Source organism: Streptomyces sp. NPDC054975, from assembly GCF_053609105.1.
Window position 1 is genome coordinate 1 of record NZ_JBSGWV010000083.1, and the last position, 17870, is coordinate 17870.

Annotated in this window: 15 protein-coding genes; 10 read left to right on the forward strand and 5 right to left on the reverse strand. The window is 72.6% G+C overall.

The genetic code is table 11. The features are described from left to right. Window positions 1-129: 129 nt before the first annotated feature. Window positions 130-1188 (reverse strand): DNA integrity scanning diadenylate cyclase DisA, encoded by a 1059-nt coding sequence (gene disA / locus ACWF79_RS33875; protein WP_260228475.1) that lies wholly within the window; start codon window positions 1186-1188, stop codon window positions 130-132. A 202-nt stretch (window positions 1189-1390) separates the two neighbouring features. Further along, entirely contained in the window at window positions 1391-2782 is a 1392-nt protein-coding gene (radA, locus tag ACWF79_RS33880; RefSeq protein ID WP_453732013.1) for a DNA repair protein RadA, read from the reverse strand. Between the two features lie 184 nt (window positions 2783-2966). Between radA and ACWF79_RS33885 the strand changes: the two genes are divergently transcribed. After that, complete coding sequence (locus tag ACWF79_RS33885; protein ID WP_453732014.1) at window positions 2967-4709, forward strand: BACON domain-containing protein; 1743 nt, start codon at window positions 2967-2969, stop codon at window positions 4707-4709. 78 nt (window positions 4710-4787) lie between these two features. Here ACWF79_RS33885 and ACWF79_RS33890 read toward each other — a convergent pair whose 3' ends face one another. Further along, complete coding sequence (locus ACWF79_RS33890; protein ID WP_453732015.1) at window positions 4788-5669, reverse strand: hypothetical protein; 882 nt, start codon at window positions 5667-5669, stop codon at window positions 4788-4790. Between the two features lie 40 nt (window positions 5670-5709). Between ACWF79_RS33890 and ACWF79_RS33895 the strand changes: the two genes are divergently transcribed. The 4 genes from ACWF79_RS33895 to ilvD all read left to right on the forward strand — a co-directional run bounded on the left by ACWF79_RS33895 (window position 5710) and on the right by ilvD (window position 10276). After that, the gene (locus tag ACWF79_RS33895) at window positions 5710-6642 is read left to right on the forward strand and encodes a Ppx/GppA phosphatase family protein (protein WP_453732016.1); all 933 of its coding nucleotides are present in this window, start codon (window positions 5710-5712) and stop codon (window positions 6640-6642) included. A gap of 144 nt (window positions 6643-6786) precedes the next feature. Then, complete coding sequence (locus tag ACWF79_RS33900) at window positions 6787-7620, forward strand: sugar phosphate isomerase/epimerase family protein (protein WP_453732017.1); 834 nt, start codon at window positions 6787-6789, stop codon at window positions 7618-7620. Beyond that, window positions 7617-8231, forward strand: a complete 615-nt coding sequence (locus ACWF79_RS33905) for a TetR/AcrR family transcriptional regulator (protein WP_453732018.1) — start codon at window positions 7617-7619, stop codon at window positions 8229-8231. The genes ACWF79_RS33900 and ACWF79_RS33905 overlap by 4 nt, the downstream gene beginning before the upstream one ends. A 191-nt stretch (window positions 8232-8422) precedes the next feature. Next, the gene (ilvD, locus tag ACWF79_RS33910) at window positions 8423-10276 is read left to right on the forward strand and encodes a dihydroxy-acid dehydratase (protein WP_453732019.1); all 1854 of its coding nucleotides are present in this window, start codon (window positions 8423-8425) and stop codon (window positions 10274-10276) included. Window positions 10277-10526: 250 nt separating this feature from the next. Here the strand turns inward: ilvD and ACWF79_RS33915 are convergent, their stop codons facing one another. Beyond that, complete coding sequence (locus tag ACWF79_RS33915) at window positions 10527-12692, reverse strand: protein kinase domain-containing protein (protein ID WP_453732020.1); 2166 nt, start codon at window positions 12690-12692, stop codon at window positions 10527-10529. A 159-nt stretch (window positions 12693-12851) separates the two neighbouring features. Here ACWF79_RS33915 and ACWF79_RS33920 point away from each other — a divergent pair, with 159 nt between their 5' ends. From ACWF79_RS33920 to proC, 5 genes are all read left to right on the forward strand, one after another. Then, the gene (locus ACWF79_RS33920) at window positions 12852-13172 is read left to right on the forward strand and encodes a hypothetical protein (RefSeq protein ID WP_453732021.1); all 321 of its coding nucleotides are present in this window, start codon (window positions 12852-12854) and stop codon (window positions 13170-13172) included. A gap of 44 nt (window positions 13173-13216) precedes the next feature. Continuing rightward, complete coding sequence (locus ACWF79_RS33925) at window positions 13217-13741, forward strand: hypothetical protein (protein WP_453732022.1); 525 nt, start codon at window positions 13217-13219, stop codon at window positions 13739-13741. A 99-nt stretch (window positions 13742-13840) separates the two neighbouring features. Then, a complete protein-coding gene (locus tag ACWF79_RS33930) occupies window positions 13841-14659 on the forward strand; it encodes an ABC transporter ATP-binding protein (protein ID WP_453732023.1) in 819 nt (272 codons plus the stop codon). Beyond that, entirely contained in the window at window positions 14656-15393 is a 738-nt protein-coding gene (locus ACWF79_RS33935) for an ABC transporter permease (RefSeq protein ID WP_453732024.1), read from the forward strand. Before ACWF79_RS33930 ends, ACWF79_RS33935 begins: the two co-directional genes overlap by 4 nt. An 84-nt stretch (window positions 15394-15477) precedes the next feature. Then, window positions 15478-16287, forward strand: coding sequence for a pyrroline-5-carboxylate reductase (gene proC, locus ACWF79_RS33940; RefSeq protein ID WP_453732025.1), 810 nt, complete (start codon window positions 15478-15480; stop codon window positions 16285-16287). A 74-nt stretch (window positions 16288-16361) separates the two neighbouring features. Here proC and trpS read toward each other — a convergent pair whose 3' ends face one another. Continuing rightward, window positions 16362-17360 (reverse strand): tryptophan--tRNA ligase, encoded by a 999-nt coding sequence (trpS, locus tag ACWF79_RS33945; RefSeq protein WP_453732026.1) that lies wholly within the window; start codon window positions 17358-17360, stop codon window positions 16362-16364. Window positions 17361-17870: the final 510 nt, after the last annotated feature.

Below are 17870 nucleotides of genomic sequence, written 5' to 3' on the forward strand. Positions count from 1 at the left end.
GTGGGCCATGGTCTTCCCGCTTAAATTGGTTTGGTTTCGCTGTTCTGGGCTGGGCGGCGCCGTCGTCGGGTTTGTTTGATGGGGCGGTACGGGATTCCCGTACCGCCCCTTCTCCGTACCGGTCCGCTTCTAGACGTACCGCTCCAGGATCGAGGACTCCGCGAGCCGGGAGAGGCCCTCGCGGACGCTGCGCGCCCGGGCCTCGCCGACGCCGTCGACGGTCTGGAGGTCGTCCACGCTGGCCGCGAGCAGCTTCTGCAGTCCGCCGAAGTGCTCCACGAGCCGCTCGATGATCGCGCCGGGCAGCCGCGGGACCTTGGCGAGGAGCCGGTAGCCGCGCGGGGACACCGCGGAGTCGAGGGTCTCGGGGGAGCCGCTGTAGCCCAGGGCCCGCGCCACGATGGGCAGTTCGAGCAGCTCGGCGTGGGTGAGCGCGTTGAGCTCGGTGAGCGCCTCGGCGACCGTGCGCGAGCGCTTGGCCGTCGGCTCCGGTACGTAGTCCCGGACGACGAGCTCGCGCTCGGGCTCCACGCCCGCGATCAACTCGTCCAGCTGGAGCGAGAGGAGCCGGCCGTCGGTGCCGAGCTCGACGACGTACTCGGCGATCTCGGTGGCGATCCGGCGGACCATCTCCAGGCGCTGCGCGACGGCCGTGACGTCCCGGACGGTCACCAGGTCCTCGATCTCCAGCGCGGAGAGCGTGCCGGCGACCTCGTCGAGACGGAGCTTGTACCGCTCCAGGGTGGCGAGCGCCTGGTTGGCCCGGGAGAGGATCGCGGCGGACTCCTCCAGGACGCGGCGCTCACCGTTCACGTAGATGGCGATGAGGCGCATCGACTGGGAGACGGAGACCACCGGGAAGTTGCACTGCTTGGAGACCCGGTCCGCGGTGCGGTGCCGGGTACCGGTCTCCTCGGTGTGGATGGAGGCGTCCGGCACGAGCTGGACACCGGCCCGGTGGATCTTGGAGATGTCCTTGTCGAGGACGAGCCCGCCGTCGAGCTTGCACAGCTCACGCAGCCGGGTCGCCGTGAACTCCACGTCCAGCACGAAGCCGCCGGTGCACATCGAGTCCACCGTCTTGTCCATGCCGAGCACGATCAGACCGCCGGTGTTTCCCCGCAGAACGCGCTCGAGCCCGTCGCGCAGTGCGGTGCCGGGAGCGACCGCGCTGAGGGCCGCGCGCATCAGCGCTTCGTTCCCGTCCTTGGCTGCCACTGCTCTCCTCCGGCTCGTACGGATGGGCGAGACCAGGGCAAAGTCTAGCGACACCGCCCGCGGGGCCCGCCCCGCAAGGGCCGTGCCCCCTCGTCCCGCAGGGGGGAACGGGTGGGCACAACCGGACAAGACCGGCACCCTTTCCGGCCTCGGCCCGAGGGTTGAAGGCGCTTCAGGACCCCTCGGCGGGCCGCCTCCCCCGGGGCAGCACCCTCAGCGCTTCGCCCATGTCCGCCACCTCCGTGACCTTCATGCCCGCCGGGACCTTGCCCGGGTCGGCGGGAACCAACGCGTGCGTGAAGCCGAGCCGGTGCGCCTCCGCGAGCCGCCTCTGCACGCCCGTGACCCGTCGCACCTCCCCGGCGAGGCCCACCTCCCCGATCGCCACGAGGTTCTTCGGGAGCGGCGTGTCGCTGGCGGCGGAGGCGAGCGCGAGCGCGATCGCCAGGTCGGCGGCGGGCTCGGAGAGCTTCACGCCGCCGACCGTCGCCGAGTAGATGTCCCTCTTGCCGAGCGCGCTGATCCGGCCGCGCTGCTCCAGGACGGCCAGCATCATCGAGACGCGGGAGGTCTCCAGGCCCGAGGTGGTCCGTCGGGGTGACGGGATCTGGGAGTCGACGGTCAGCGCCTGGACCTCGGCGACCAGCGGGCGGCGGCCCTCCAGGGCGACCGTCAGGCAGGTGCCGGGCACGGCCACGTCGCGCCGGGTCAGGAAGAGGCCCGAGGGGTCGGCCAGGCCCGTGATCCCCTCGTCGTGCAGCTCGAAGCAGCCGACCTCGTCCGTCGCCCCGTACCGGTTCTTCACGCCCCGGACCAGCCGCAGGCGCGCGTGCCGGTCGCCCTCGAAGCTCAGGACGACGTCGACCAGGTGCTCCAGGAGTCGGGGACCTGCGATGGCGCCGTCCTTGGTGACGTGGCCGACGAGGAGCGTGGACATGCCCCGCTCCTTGGAGGCCCGGATCAGCGCCCCGGCGACCTCGCGCACCTGGGCCATGCCGCCCGGCGCCCCGTCGATCTCCGGGGAGGCGACGGTCTGGACCGAGTCCATGACGAGCAGGGACGGCTTGACGGCGTCGAGGTGCCCCAGAACGGCGGACAGGTCGGTCTCGGCGGCCAGGTAGAGGTGGTCGTTCAGCGCGTTGATCCGGTCGGCGCGCAGCCGGACCTGGCTCGCGGACTCCTCGCCGGTCACGTACAGCGTGCGGTGCTCGTCGCTCGCCGCCTTCGCGGCCACGTCGAGCAGGAGCGTCGACTTGCCGACGCCGGGCTCGCCCGCGAGCAGGACGACCGCGCCGGGCACCAGGCCACCGCCCAGGACCCGGTCCAGCTCGTCCACGCCCGTGGAGCGCGCGGTGGCCTGGCGGCCGTCGACCTGGCCGATGGGGAGCGCGGCCGTGGAGACGCGGCCGGCGGCGGTGGTGCGGACGGCGGGCGCGCCGTACTCCTCGACCGTCCCCCAGGCCTGGCACTCGGGGCAACGGCCGAGCCATTTGGCGGTCGTCCAGCCGCATTCGGTGCAGCGGTAGGACGGCCTGTCCTTGGCGGATTTCGTACGGGCAGCCATGCGCCACACCGTAGCGGCCCCCACTGACAGCGGGGGCCGAGCCGGGAGCCGGACGGTTCGGCAGCGGCGCCACGGCGTCGGAATGCCGTGTTCCTGTCCCCTTTCGAGGGATACCTTCACCCGTAAGGATTAAAAGTGTTCAAGGGGTACGAAGAGCCCGCCCTGTCCTGCCTACGGTCGCCCAGTGACGAGCAGCAGGCTGGAACCCCCCACCCACACCACCGGCGCACACCGGGCGCACCGGCAGGCGGCCGAAGGTCCCCGCACCGGTCCCCGCACCCTGGGGCAGCATCCGCCCGCCCGCTACGAGGCGTATCTGGACGGCCTGTTCACCTACTGCCTCTCCGTGCTCTGCGACCACGACGCCGCGACCGCCGTCCTCGGTGACGTCCTGGCCGTCGCCGAACGCCACCGCGGCCGGTGCCCGTCCGACGAGGACGGCCGCAGGGCCTGGCTCTACGCGCTCGCCCGCTGGGCCTGCCTGCGCAGCCTCGGCGAGCAGCGCCGCAAGCGGCAGGGCGCGCACACCGGCCGCCCGGTCGTCGCCGCGCCCGAGCCGCCGCGGGTCTCCGAGGAGGTCGCCGAGCGCCGCCGCGCCGAACTGGCCCTCCTCGCCTGGCCCGAGGCCGCCGGCACCACCCCCGAGCAGCGCGAGGCGCTCGAACTCGCCGTCCGGCACGGCCTCGGCCACCACGAGGTCGCCTCCGTGCTCTCCCTCGACCCGCTCTCCGCCCGCGACCTGCTCTCGTCGGCCGCCTGCGAGGTCGAGCGCACCCGGGCCGCGCTCGCCGTCGTCGAGACGGGCAACTGCCCCACGGTCGCCCGGCTCACCGGCGACCACCAGGTGCTGCTCTCCGCCGCCCTGCGCGCCGAACTGGTCCGGCACGTCGACGACTGCCCGCGCTGCCGCCGGGCCGCCGAGCGGGCGGGCGCGAGCGGCCCCTGGCCCGGCGCGACGGCGCCCACCCCGGCCAGGCTCCCGCTGGTCGAGGCGCCCAGGGCGGCCGCGTACGTGGCGATGCTGCACGTCCCCCGCGCGCGTGCGGGCGCTCCGCGCTTCGGACCGGCCGGGTTCCCGCTGGACCCCAAGGACCACGCGGCCCGCCGCGACCGGATGCGGGCCCGCGCGGTGACGACCACCGTCGTGGCCGCCGTCGTCGCGGCCCCGGTCCTCGCCCTCTGGGCCTCGTACCGCAGCGGTCCCGTCGCGGGCGAGGCCAGGGCCGGCGCCCCGGTCACCGCGAGCGAGGTGGACGACCCGGCGGGCCTCGGCGGCTCCCCGTACGACCACTACGAGAACGCGGGCAACGCCCGCACCACCCCCGACCCGCGCTTCACCCAGGGCAGCCGGTCGCCGGACGTCTCGGTCGAGGTGATCAGCCCCGGCGGGCCGGTGGGGCCGTCGGCGCCCGGCGAGGCGGGCCCCGGCCGGATCACGGTCACGGCCCGGGGGAGCGGCGACACGACGCTGCTCACCCTCACCGCCTCCGGCGGCGGGCCCGTCGACTGGTCGCTCTGGTCGGACGCCCCGTGGCTCTACGTGAGCCAGGCCTCGGGCACCTTGCGCCCGGGCGAGTCGGTGACGGTACGGATCTCCGTGGACCACGCGCGCGAACCCGCGGGCGCCTGGTCCGCGCGGGTCGGCGTGCACCCCTCGGGCGCCGTCGTCCGCATCGACGGCCGCGGCGCCACCACCCCGGTGCCCCCGACGACGGAGGAGCCTCCGCCGACGACCGAGGAGCCGACGACCCCACCGCCGACGGAGGAGCCGACGACACCTCCGCCGACCACCGATCCGACGACACCTCCGCCGACGGAGGAGCCGACCACTCCTCCTCCGACGACGGACCCGCAACCGACGACGGATCCGAGCCAGTCGACCGACCCGGGCACTCCGAGCGGCTCCGACTCCCCACCGGCGTCATAGACCGGATATCGGATATCGGATCCCACGCACTGGATCCGATATCCGATATCCGGCAGCAGACGTCCAATCCCTGCCCGGCTACCGCCCCGCCGGGTCCGCCGGGTGCGGTGCCACCAGCGGCAGCTGCGCGGCCAGCCGCGCCTCGCACAGCTCCACCAGCACGTCGTACGCCGCCTTGCCCATCAGCTCGGTCAGCTCCGGCCGGTACGTCACGTACACCGGCTCCCCGGCCCCGTGCGCGGAGGTCGCCGACGTGCACCACCAGTGCAGGTCGTGACCGCCGGGGCCCCAGCCCCGCCGGTCGTACTCGCCGATCGACACCTGCAGGATCCGGGTGTCGTCGGGCCGGTCGATCCACTCGTACGTCCGGCGCACCGGCAGTTGCCAGCAGACGTCCGGCTTGGTCTCCAGCGGCTCCTTGCCCTCCTTGAGGGCGAGGATGTGCAGCGAGCAGCCGGCGCCGCCCGCGAACCCGGGGCGGTTCTGGAAGATGCAGGAGCCCTTCCAGCGGCGGGTCTGCCGGTCGCCGTCGTCGTCGAGCTGGACCCAGCCCGTCTCCGTGCCGACGTCGTGGAACTGCCACAGCTCGGGCGTGAGCTTCTCCACGTAACCGGCGACCCGCTGCTCGTCCTCCTCGTCGGAGAAGTGCGCGCCGAGCGTGCAGCAGCCGTCGTCGGCGCGGCCCGCCTGGATGCCCTGGCAGCCGCTGCCGAAGATGCACGTCCAGCGCGAGGTCAGCCACGTCAGGTCGCAGCGGAAGACCTGTTCGTCGTCGGCCGGGTCGGGGAACTCGACCCAGGCGCGGGGAAAGTCCAGCCCCTTCTCGTCCGGCTCGATGTCCGCTCCGGACGCCTTGCCCTGCTTCGTGGAGGTCTTGAGGGCCTTGGGGGGCTTGGGGGCTTCCGTGGTGCTGTCGCTGCCACTGCCTTTGCCCGGCTTCGCCTTTTTCGTCTTTGGCACCCTCCCAGCGTATGCGGGCGGGCGCAGTAGCGTTCCGCCCATGAGACTCGGAGTCCTCGACGTCGGTTCGAACACAGTGCACCTGCTGGTGGTGGACGCGCACCCCGGCGCCCGCCCGCTGCCCGCCCACTCCCACAAGGCCGAGCTGCGCCTGGCGCAGCTCCTGGACGACCGGGGCGCCATCGCCTCGGACGGGGTGGAGCTGCTCATCGCGACGGTGCGGGACGCCCTGCACGCCGCCGAGGACAAGGGCTGCGAGGAGGTCCTGCCGTTCGCGACGTCGGCGGTGCGCGAGGCGACGAACGCCGACGCCGTCCTCGCCAGGGTCAGGGACGAGACCGGCGTCGACCTCCAGGTCCTCACCGGCGAGGAGGAGGCGCGGCTCACCTTCCTGGCCGCCCGCCGCTGGTTCGGCTGGTCCGCGGGCAAGCTGTTCCTCCTCGACATCGGCGGCGGTTCGCTGGAGATCGCGTACGGCATCGACGAGGAGCCGGACACGGCGGTCTCGCTGCCGCTCGGCGCGGGACGGCTGACCTCCGGCTGGCTGCCCGGCGACCCGGCCGACGCGGCGGACGTACGGGCCCTGCGCCGTCATGTGCGGGCCCAGATCGCCCGTACGGTCGGGGAGTTCAGCCGCTTCGGCAAGCCCGACCACGTCGTGGCCACGTCCAAGACCTTCAAGCAGCTCGCCCGGATCGCGGGCGCCCCCGGCTCCGGCGAGGGCCTCTACGTCGAACGGCTGCTGACCCGCAAGTCCCTGGAGGAGTGGGTCCCCAAGCTCACCGTCATGACCGTCGACCAGCGCGCGGGCCTGCCGGGCGTCTCCGAGGGCCGCGCCCCCCAGCTGCTCGCGGGCGCGCTCGTGGCCGAGGCGGCGATGGACCTCTTCGGCGTCGACGAGCTGGAGATCTGTCCCTGGGCCCTGCGCGAGGGCGTGATCCTGCGCCGCCTGGACCACCTCCCGGAGGAGTAGCGCGACAGTCGACGCGAGCACGCGCGCGTGCCCCGCCGCCCACGCGCGCGTGCCCGCGTCGAGCCCCGTAGCGACCCGCCCACGCCCCCCGCCGTGACCGGAACCACCTCCCCCGTCCCCGTCCCGCCCCGTACCCTGTCCTTCGTGGCAGAACCAGTCGTGCGCATCCCGGATGCGAAGGTCGCGCTGTCGACGGCCTCGGTCTATCCGGAGTCGACGGCGACGGCCTTCGAGATCGCCGCGCGCCTCGGCTATGACGGCGTCGAGATCATGGTGTGGACCGATCCGGTCAGCCAGGACATCGAGGCCCTGCGCCGCCTCTCGGACTACCACCAGGTCCCGATCCTCGCCGTCCACGCTCCCTGTCTGCTGATCACCCAGCGCGTCTGGTCCACGGACCCCTGGGTCAAGCTCCAGCGCGCCCAGGCGGCCGCCGAGAAGCTCGGCGCCTCCACCGTGGTCGTCCACCCGCCGTTCCGCTGGCAGCGCCAGTACGCCCGCGACTTCGTCAACGGGATCTGGCGGATGGCCGACGAGACGGACGTACGGTTCGCCGTCGAGAACATGTACCCCTGGCGGTACAAGGACCGCGAGATGCTCGCGTACGCCCCCGAGTGGGACGTCACCAAGGACGACTACCGCCACTTCACGGTGGACCTCTCGCACACCGCCACGGCCCGCACGGACGCCCTCGCCATGATCGACCGCATGGGCGACCGCCTCGGCCACGTCCACCTCGCCGACGGCAAGGGCTCGGCCAAGGACGAGCATCTCGTGCCCGGCCGCGGCAACCAGCCCTGCGCGGAGCTCCTGGACCGCCTCGCGCTCAGCGGCTTCGACGGCCATGTGGTGATCGAGGTCAACACCCGGCGCGCGATGTCGGCGGCCGAGCGCGAGGCGGACCTCGCCGAGGCCCTCGCCTTCACCCGGCTGCACCTGGCCTCCGCCGCCCGGCCCTCCGGAGTGCCCCGCTCATGACCGGCCCGGCCGCCCCGCGCCGCCGCGGCCGTCCCTCCCGTACCGAGGAGGAGAGCGGACCCGGCGCCCGCGAGCGCATCCTGGAGGCCGCCCGCGCGCAGTTCGCCGAGCGCGGCTACGACAAGACCTCCGTGCGCGGCATCGCCAAGGCGGCCGACGTGGACCCGGCGCTCGTGCACCACTACTTCGGTACGAAGGACGAGGTCTTCGCCGCCTCGATCGAGGTCTCCTTCGAGCCGGCCCTCGTCCTCCCCGCGATCCTCGGCGGCCCCCGTGACGGGATCGGCGAACGGCTCGCCCGCTACTTCATCGGCGTCTGGGAGAACCCGGTCAGCCGCGCCCCGCTCCTCGCGATCGTCCGCTCCGCGCTGACCCACGACGCGGCGGCGAAGGTGCTGCGTGGCTTCGTCCTGCGCCGGCTCCTGGAGCGGATCGCCGCCGACCTCGACGTACCGGACCCCAAGTTCCGCGCGGAGCTCGCCGCCTCCCACATGATCGGGATCGCGATCCTGCGGTACGTCATCCAGGTCGAGCCGCTGGCCTCTGTCGACCCGGAGGAGATCGTGGCGCACGTGGCCCCCACGCTCCAGCGCTACCTCACGGAAGCCTGAGAGGCCCGAGGAGCCGGAGAAGCGCGAGGAGCCGGAAAAGCCCGAGGAGCCCGAGAAATGAGCTGCCCGCAGACTGAACACTACGTCCGGCATGCGGACAAGCCGTCCAGATCTTGGGCCGTCGGCGTACGCTCGAAAGCAAGCACACCCATCACTGAGCATCCCCGAGCAACACTGAGGAGCGAGCGACGATGCCCGAGCTGAGGTCCCGCACAGTCACCCACGGCCGCAACATGGCGGGCGCACGCGCCCTGATGCGCGCCTCCGGTGTACCCGGCGCGGACATCGGCCGGAAGCCGATCATCGCCGTCGCCAACTCCTTCACCGAGTTCGTCCCCGGCCACACCCACCTCCAGCCGGTCGGCCGGATCGTCTCCGAGGCCATCACGGCGGCCGGCGGCATCGCGCGCGAGTTCAACACGATCGCCGTCGACGACGGCATCGCGATGGGCCACGGCGGCATGCTGTACTCCCTGCCCTCCCGCGACCTGATCGCGGACAGCGTGGAGTACATGGTCGAGGCGCACTGCGCCGACGCCCTGATCTGCATCTCCAACTGCGACAAGATCACCCCCGGCATGCTGAACGCGGCCCTGCGTCTCAACATCCCGACGGTCTTCGTCTCCGGCGGTCCGATGGAGTCCGGCAAGGCCACGCTGGTCGACGGCACGGTCCGCACGCTCGACCTGGTCGACGCGATCTCGGACGCCGTCAACGACAAGATCTCGGACGAGGACATCCTCCGCATCGAGGAGAACGCCTGTCCGACCTGCGGGTCCTGTTCCGGCATGTTCACCGCCAACTCGATGAACTGCCTGACCGAGGCCATCGGCCTCTCCCTCCCCGGCAACGGCTCGGTCCTCGCCACCCACACCGCCCGCAAGGCGCTGTACGAGAACGCGGCCCGCACCGTCGTCGACATCACCCGTCGCTACTACGACGAGGACGACGACTCGGTCCTGCCGCGCTCGATCGCGACCCGCGCGGCCTTCGAGAACGCCATGGCCCTGGACATCGCCATGGGCGGCTCGACCAACACGATCCTGCACCTGCTCGCCGCCGCCCAGGAGGCCGAGCTGGACTACGGCCTGTCCGACATGGACGCGATCTCGCGCCGGGTGCCGTGCCTGGCGAAGGTGGCCCCGAACGTGGCGCCCGGCGGCACGTACTACATGGAGGACGTCCACCGCGCCGGTGGCATCCCGGCCATCCTCGGCGAGCTGTACCGCGCCGGGCTGCTGAACGAGGACGTCCACACCGTCCACTCCCGCTCCATCAAGGAGTGGCTGGAGACGTGGGACGTGCGCGGCGGCTCGCCCTCCGACGAGGCCGTCGAGCTGTGGCACGCGGCCCCCGGCTGCGTGCGCTCGGCGACCGCCTTCTCCCAGTCCGAGCGCTGGGAGTCCCTGGACACGGACGCGGCCGGCGGCTGCATCCGCGACGCGGCCCACGCGTACTCCAAGGACGGCGGCCTCGCGGTCCTGCGCGGCAACCTGGCCGTCGACGGCTGTGTCGTGAAGACGGCCGGCGTGGACGAGTCGATCTGGACCTTCGAGGGCCCGGCCGTCGTCTGCGAGTCGCAGGAGGAGGCCGTCGAGAAGATCCTGAACAAGCAGGTCAAGGACGGCGACGTGGTCGTCATCCGCTACGAGGGTCCGCGCGGCGGTCCGGGCATGCAGGAGATGCTCTACCCGACGTCCTTCCTCAAGGGCCGGGGCCTGGGCAAGACCTGCGCGCTGGTGACGGACGGCCGCTTCTCGGGCGGTACGTCGGGTCTGTCGATCGGCCACGCCTCGCCCGAGGCGGCCTCGGGCGGCACGATCGCCCTGGTCGAGGACGGTGACCGGATCCGTATCGACATCCCGAGCCGCGCGATCGAGCTGCTGGTCGACGACGCGACGCTGGCCGCCCGCCGCGAGGCGCTGGGCGGGGTCTACGCCCCGAAGAACCGTGAGCGCAAGGTCTCGGCGGCGCTGCGGGCGTACGCGGCGATGGCGACGAGCGCCGACAAGGGCGCGGTGCGGGACGTGTCGAAGCTCGGCTGACCCGAGGCACCGGAGAGCTGTACGAGCGCGGGGAGCGGGCGAAAGGCCCACTCCCCGCGCTCACTCATGCCTCACGGCCGCTCTGCCTCACGGCTGCTCTGCCTCACGGCTGCTCTGCCTCACGGCTGCTCTGCCTCAGGCCCGCTCTGCCTCAGGCCCGCTCTGCCTCACGGCCGAGCCTGTCGTCAGGCCGAAGGTGCCCCCGGGCCGAACCCGTCTCCACGCGCACCTGCCTCAAGCCCGCCCGCCGTCACCACCCCGCCGGATCCCGCCCGTCCACGGCGAACACGGACCCGTCGGGCGCCGTCCCGAACACCTTGCCGCCGGCGACCACGGGCGCCGGCACGGTCGTCGCGTACCCGAGCCGTCCGTCCCGCAGCCGGGGTCCGGTCTGCCCGAGCAGCGCCCCGCGCCCGGTGTCGACGGCGAGGAGCCGCCCGTCGGCCACGGAGAAGTACAGCCGCTCACCGGGGCCGAGGACGGGCGCGGACACGTTCCCCGCCGCCGTCTCCAGCTCCCACAGCACCCGCCCGGCGGGCGCGGCGGCGGTGTCGAGGGCGGTCAGGCGGCCGGCGGTGTCGAGGAGGTAGGCGGTGTCGTCGCGTACGGCGATCCTCGGGTCGTCCATCGGGTACGGCAGGGGGATGCGGCGTACGGAGCCGTCGGCCGGGTCGTGGCGGACGAGGGCGTCGGTCTGGCTGTCGGCGTTCGACGAGCGCAGGAACACGACACCGCCCGGGCCCGCGCCCACGGGGACGAGATCGCCCGCGAGCCGCTGCCGCCGGACGATCTCGCCGGTCTCGGGGCGCAGGGCTCCGAGCGAGGTGCGGGCGGCGCCGCCGGCGGTCTCGAAGACGGCCACGAGCCCGGAGGCCTCGTCGTACGGGCCGAAGCGGGGCGCGGTGAAGCCGGCCAGGGCGTGGCGCCAGAGCTCCTTGCCCGTGGCGCCGTCGACGGCGCGGACGGCGGAGGTGGAGGTCGGGTAGAGCAGCGTCTTCCCGGCGGGGTTGGCGCCTTCCTGGCGTGCGGCGGCGCCGGTGTCCCAGACCGGCTCGCCCCGGTCGGCGGTGAACGCCCGCAGCGTCCCGTCCTCCGCGACGGCCCCGAGCACCCCGCCGAAGGGCACGGGCGGCGAGACCTGCTCGCCGGCCGGCCCGGGGCGCGACCAGAGCACGCGGCCGGTGGCGGGGTCGAGCCGGGCGAGCGCGACGCCCCGGCCGGAGCAGTGGAGGGCGTCGGCGGTGGAGACGCAGGCCGGGGTGGCCGGGTCTCCGTCCTTCGGCAGCGCGGTCTCCCAGCCCTCGAAGGGGGCCGCCGCCTCGCCGGCGGGGTGCGGCCGGGGCGCGGTGGCGTCGCCGCCACCCGCACTCAGGGCCATGAACATGCCACCGGCGGCAAGGGCGGCGAGCACGGCGGCGGCCACGACGGACGGCCGGAGCCGGAGCAGCCGCCGCCGGGGTCGCGGCGCCGGGGCCCGTAGGGGCGTGTCCGCGTCCCAGGAGGCCGACCCCGGGGCGGGCGACGTGACCGGGAGCGGGTCGGGCAGCGTGGGTGGCCGCCGCTGGGCGGGTATGAACGCCGCCGCCTCGTACGACGGCGGCTGCAGCGCCGCCATGATCTCGGCCGGAGTCGGACGCTCCGCTGCCTCCTTGGCCAGACAGCGGGCGACGAGCGGGGCCAGCGCGTCCGGAACCCCGGTCAGGTCCGGCTCGTCGTGCACGACCTGGTACGCGACGATGTACGGGCTGTCCGAGTCGAACGGCCCGTGCCCGGTCGCCGCGTGCACCAGTACGGAGCCGAGTGCGAACACGTCCGCCGCCGGACCGACCTCGCGGGGCCGCTGGAACTGCTCGGGCGCCATGAACGGCGGCGAGCCGATCAGCTTCCCCGTCTCCGTGTGCAGATCGCTGTCGACCGGCCGGGAGATGCCGAAGTCGATGACCTTCGGTCCGGTGTCCGTCAGCAGGACGTTGCTCGGCTTGAGGTCGCGGTGCACGACACCGGCCCGATGGATGTCGCGGAGCGCCTCGGCCAGTCCGGCCGTCAGCCGGCGCAGCTCGGCGGGGGAGAGGGGCCCGTTCCGCTTCACCTGGTCGGCGAGCGTGGGGCCCGGCACGTAGAGGGTGGCCATCCAGGGGCGTACGGCGTCGGGGTCGGCGTCCACGACGGGCGCGGTGAAGGCGCCGCTCACCTTGCGCGCGGCGGCCACCTCCTGGCGGAAACGCGCCCTGAACTCGGGGTCCTCCGCGTACTGTCCGTGCACCACCTTGACCGCGAGCCGCAGCCCCGAGGCGGAGGTGGCCAGGTGCACCACGCCCATGCCGCCCGCGCCGAGGCAGGCCTGGAGGCGGTATTCGCCCGCGTACTCGGGTTCTTCCGCGTCCCGGTCGGCACCGGTCCTGCGCAACGGCGGCATCGCCCACCCCCGTGTGGTTCCGCGTCGTCTTTCGCGCGCGTGCGCGACGCACGGAGCCTAGTCGATGGCACACGCGATGTCGGTGGGGCTTGCTAGCCTGCGCGTCGCGGAGAGTGAAATGCAGCGGAGCGCTTTTTTGCGCCAACGGGGGGATACGTCATGGGCATGGACGAGACGGCGGTCGAGACGGCGGGCACGGCAGCGGCCGGGACGACAGTGGCGACGGCGAGCGTGGTGCGCTACCCCGTCGCCCCGGGCTACCGGGTGAACGTCCGCTCGGGCCCGGGCACGCAGTACCGCATCGTGCGGACGCTGGCCCTGGACGTCCGGGTGCCGATCAACTGCCAGACGACGGGCGAGTGGGTCTCCGGCCCGTACGGCACGACGAACATCTGGGACAACATCGCGGCCGGCGAGTTCGTCTCCGACGCCTACGTGAAGACGGGCAGCGACGGCTTCGTCGCCAAGCGCTGCGGCTGACGCCCTCCGTCCCCGATGCCGGGGACACGGGGATAATCGACCTCGTGAGCGACGACGACCAGACCGCCAGGCCCAGCAGCAGCACCGCCGGCGCGCCCGCCGGTCCGCAGCCCGAGGAGATCCGCTTCTTCGGGACGACGTGGGTGGAGCACGACGGCCGGTACGGGCTGCGCCGCGTCGGCGTCGCCCTCGGGGCGCTCGTCGCCGCGGCGGCGGGCTGCTTCGTGCTGCGCTTCGCCTACCAGGGCCTGGAGATCGCCGAGGTCGGCGGTTTCGTGAACATGCTGGTGGTGCTGATGTTCGCGATCTGCAGCGCCATCGCCTTCCGCAAGACCTGGGAGGGCTTCGTCCGCCGCCCGGCCGACCAGGCCCGCGAGGACTCGATGCGCAGCCTCAAGATGATCGGCTTCATCGGCTCGCTCCTCGCCTACTTCTTCCGCTGCTTCGTCGAGGCGCCGGGAGAGAAGCTGCGCCGCGCCGAGTACGAGACGGCCCGCAGCCAGTACGAGAAGCGCCGTGGCGCCCGCACGGGAAACCCGGCGGCCCGAAAGAAGCCCAAGCGCAAGTAGCCCAACCCACCCCACGAGCAACCCAGAGCCCCGACCGGCAGCAGCCGGCCGGGGCTCGATGCTTGACGCCCCCGAACCCCCAGGAGCATTATTCAACGCATGATGAATTACTCGGAAGGGGGCCCCGCCCCAGCGATCACCGCGCACGGCCTCACCGTCGTACGAGGCGACCGCACCGTCCTGCGCGGCCTCGACTTCTCCGTCCCGCCGGGCCGCATCACCGGCCTCCTCGGCCCCTCCGGCTGCGGTAAATCCACCCTCATGCGCGCGATCGTCGGCACCCAGGCGCACGTCACCGGGACCCTCGACGTCCTCGGCCGCCCCGCCGGCGACGCCTCCCTGCGCTCCCGCATCGGCTACGTCACCCAGGCGCCGTCCGTCTACGACGACCTCACCGTCCGCCAGAACCTCGACTACTTCGCCGCCGTCCTCCTCCCCGGCCGCGCCCACCGCGAAGAACGCCGCGCCGCCGTCGCCCGCGCCATCGACGACGTCGACCTCGCCTCGCACGCCGACGCCCTCGCCGGCCGGCTCTCCGGCGGCCAGCGCAGCCGCGTCTCCCTCGCCGTCGCCCTCCTCGGCACCCCCGAGGTCCTCGTCCTCGACGAACCCACCGTCGGACTCGACCCCGTCCTCCGCCGCGACCTGTGGAACCTCTTCCACCGCATCGCCTCGGGCGAGACATCAGGCGCTTCCGCACCGCGGGGCACCGCGATCCTCGTCTCCTCCCACGTCATGGACGAAGCCGAACGCTGCCACCGCCTCCTCCTCATGCGCGAAGGCGAGATCCTCGCCGAGGACACCCCCGAAGCCCTGCGACGCCGCAACGACACCGCCACCGTCGAAGAGGCCTTCCTCCACCTCGTCGACGCCGCCGACGCCCGCGAAGCCGTACGCCTCCAGGAGCCCCAGCGATGAGTTCTGCCCGCACCCTCGCCACCGCCGCCCGCGTCCTGCGGCAACTGCGCCACGACCCGCGCTCGATCGCCCTGATGATCCTCGTGCCGTGCCTGATGCTCGTCCTGCTCCGGTACGTCTTCGACGGCAGCCCCCGCACCTTCGACAACATCGGCGCCTCGCTGCTCGGCATCTTCCCGCTCATCACGATGTTCCTCGTGACCTCGATCGCCACCCTGCGCGAACGCACCTCCGGCACCCTGGAACGCCTGCTCGCCATGCCGCTGGGCAAAGGCGACCTCATCGCCGGTTACGCCCTCGCCTTCGGGCTCCTCGCCATCGTCCAGTCCGCCCTCGCCACCGGCCTCGCCCTCGGCCTCCTCGGACTCGACGTCGTCGGCTCCCCCTGGCTGCTCCTCCTCGTGGCGCTCCTCGACGCCCTCCTCGGCACCGCCCTCGGCCTCTTCGTCTCGGCCTTCGCCGCCTCCGAATTCCAGGCCGTCCAGTTCATGCCGGCCGTGATCTTCCCCCAGCTGCTGCTCTGCGGCCTCTTCATCGCCCGCGACCAGATGCAGCCCGTCCTCGAAGGAATCTCCAACGCCCTGCCCATGTCGTACGCCGTCGACGGCATGAACGAAGTCCTCCGCAACCCCGACATCACCGGCGACTTCATCCGCGACGCCCTCGTCGTCGCAGGCTGCGCCCTGCTCGTCCTCGCCCTCGGCGCGGCCACCCTCCGCCGCCGCACCGCGTGACCGCCCCTCGGACACCCGAGCCGCACCGCCCCACACGGTGCGAGGATGGCGACACGTACCCCCTCCGGCGAGGTGAACAGAGCCATGACCCAGACCGTCGCAGTCCTCGGCACCGGCAAGATCGGTGAAGCGCTCCTCAGCGGCATGATCCGGGCCGGCTGGCGCCCCGCCAACCTCCTGGTCACCGCCCGCCGCATCGAACGCGCCGAAGAGCTGCGCGCCCGCTACGGCGTCGAGGCCGTCACCAACGCCGAGGCCGCCAAGCGCGCCGACACCCTCATCCTCGCCGTGAAGCCCCAGGACATGGGCCGTCTCCTCGACGAACTCGCCCCCCACGTCACCGCCGACCGCCTCGTCGTCAGTGCCGCCGCCGGCATCCCCACCGCCTTCATCGAAGAACGCCTCACGGCCGGCACCCCCGTGGTCCGCGTCATGCCCAACACCCCGGTCCTCGTCGACGAGGGCATGTCCGTCATCTCGGCCGGCAGCCACGCCACCCCCGACCACCTCGTGCACACCGAGGAGATCTTCGGCGGCGTCGGCAAGACGCTCCGCGTCCCCGAGTCCCAGCAGGACGCCGCCACGGCCCTTTCCGGCTCCGGCCCGGCCTACTTCTACTTCCTCGTCGAGGCCATGACCGACGCCGGCATCCTCCTCGGCCTGCCCCGCGCCCAGGCCCACGACCTGATCGTCCAGGCCGCCATCGGCGCCGCCGTGATGCTCCGCGACAGCGGCGAGCACCCGGTCAAGCTCCGCGAGGCCGTCACCTCCCCGGCCGGCACCACCATCAGCGCCATCCGCGAACTGGAGAACCACGGCGTACGGGCCGCCCTCATCGCCGCCCTCGAAGCCGCCCGCGACCGCAGCCGCGAACTCGCCTCCGGCAACGGCTGACCCACCAGGCCCAGGCCCAGGTGGCGAGGCACCCGCAAACCTCGCCACCAGAGCCCGCCCTCACACGGCACGCGTCACACGGCGGGCATCAACCCGATCGCCCGATAGGCCCGGTCCACCAGCGGCCGCGCCATTCCCCGCGCCCGCTCGGCCCCGTCCCGCAGCACGTCGTCCACATATCCCGGATCGGCCGCCAGCTCCGCGTGCCGCTCCCGCACCGGCCGCAGCAACTCGACCACCGCTTCCGCCGTGTCGCGCTTCAAGGATCCGTACGACTCGTACACACCGGCCAAGGCCTCCGGGTCCCCACCCGTCGAGGCCGCCAGCAGATCCAGCAGATTCGCGACCCCGGGCCGGCTCTCCCGGTCGTACGCGACATCCGACCCGCTGTCCGTCACCGCGCGCATGATCTTCCGCCGCACGGCGTCCTCGTCATCCAGCAGATAGACGATCCCCGCCGCGTTCTCGTGCGACTTCCCCATCTTCGACCTCGGATCCTGCAGATCCATCACCCGAGCCGCCACGCGGGGATGCGTCGCCTTCGGAACCGTGAACACGTGCCCGTACCGCTGGTTGAACCGCACCGCCAGGTCCCGCGTCAGCTCCACATGCTGCGTCTGGTCCTCACCGACCGGCACCTCGTCGGTGCCGTACGCCAGGATGTCCGCCGCCATCAGCACCGGATACGTCAGCAACGACAGCCGCACTCCCTGCCCGGCCGCCAGCGCCCGCGCCCCCTTCTCCTTGTACTGGATCATCCGCCGCAGCTCGCCGTCCGTGGCCGTGCACTCCAGCAGATAGGACAGGCGCGCGTGCTCGTCCACATGACTCTGGACGAAGAGAGTGCAGAGCTTCGGATCGAGCCCGGCGGCCAGCAGCAGCGTGGCCGCCTGCCGGCTCAGCCGCCGCACCCGCGCCGGGTCGTGTTCGACGGTCAGCGCGTGCAGATCCACGACGCTGAACAGCGAGTCCGACGCGTGCTGGTCCACCTCGACCCACCGCCGCACGGCTCCGAGGTAGTTGCCCAGGGTCAGATGCCCGGTCGGCTTGATCCCGCTGAAGATCCGCTTCATCGCGTTCGTTCTCCCTCTCCTATGGCCGCCGACCCGTCGGCCGCCCACCCGGAGGGGATACGCGAACGGCCGCCGAGTCGGCGGCCGCTGAGTGCATGCGTCAGATGGGGCCGCCGGTCAGGCGGCCCACCACTGAGTGGTGTGCGCATGCGTGGTCATACGGAGAGAGTACGCCCGAGGACCGGGGTTGACACGGGATTACGCGAACCGTAGTGTTCTCCGAGTTGTCCGACGTGAGCACCGACTCCGGTCGGCCCCGGACAACCATTCCGCAAGATCAATCAGAAGGTGACGGCGCTTCGTCGCGCCGTCACGCTTTCCGTGCGTTTTTGCGAAATGAGGAATCCGCGTTCGAAGGTTTGAGCGCGAGCCGCCCGATTAGCGTCGGGGGCAGGGAATCCGCTAAAGTCTCACTCGTCGGAACGGCCCAACAGCCGCGAAGACAACCCCCTCTGACTGGGAATCAGGCCCGAAAGGATCTGATAGAGTCGGAAACGCCGGAAGGCCGAA

Bases quoted from the DNA above. Each gene is read 5' to 3' on its own strand.
- disA (WP_260228475.1), bottom strand. From the start codon at position 1,188: ATGCGCGCGGCCCTCAGCGCGGTCGCTCCCGGCACCGCACTGCGCGAC.
- radA (WP_453732013.1), bottom strand. From the start codon at position 2,782: ATGGCTGCCCGTACGAAATCCGCCAAGGACAGGCCGTCCTACCGCTGC.
- ACWF79_RS33895 (WP_453732016.1), top strand. From the start codon at position 5,710: ATGAGACTCGGAGTCCTCGACGTCGGTTCGAACACAGTGCACCTGCTG.
- ACWF79_RS33905 (WP_453732018.1), top strand. From the start codon at position 7,617: ATGACCGGCCCGGCCGCCCCGCGCCGCCGCGGCCGTCCCTCCCGTACC.
- ilvD (WP_453732019.1), top strand. From the start codon at position 8,423: ATGCCCGAGCTGAGGTCCCGCACAGTCACCCACGGCCGCAACATGGCG.
- ACWF79_RS33915 (WP_453732020.1), bottom strand. From the start codon at position 12,692: ATGCCGCCGTTGCGCAGGACCGGTGCCGACCGGGACGCGGAAGAACCC.
- ACWF79_RS33920 (WP_453732021.1), top strand. From the start codon at position 12,852: ATGGGCATGGACGAGACGGCGGTCGAGACGGCGGGCACGGCAGCGGCC.
- ACWF79_RS33930 (WP_453732023.1), top strand. From the start codon at position 13,841: ATGATGAATTACTCGGAAGGGGGCCCCGCCCCAGCGATCACCGCGCAC.
- ACWF79_RS33935 (WP_453732024.1), top strand. From the start codon at position 14,656: ATGAGTTCTGCCCGCACCCTCGCCACCGCCGCCCGCGTCCTGCGGCAA.
- proC (WP_453732025.1), top strand. From the start codon at position 15,478: ATGACCCAGACCGTCGCAGTCCTCGGCACCGGCAAGATCGGTGAAGCG.
- trpS (WP_453732026.1), bottom strand. From the start codon at position 17,360: ATGAAGCGGATCTTCAGCGGGATCAAGCCGACCGGGCATCTGACCCTG.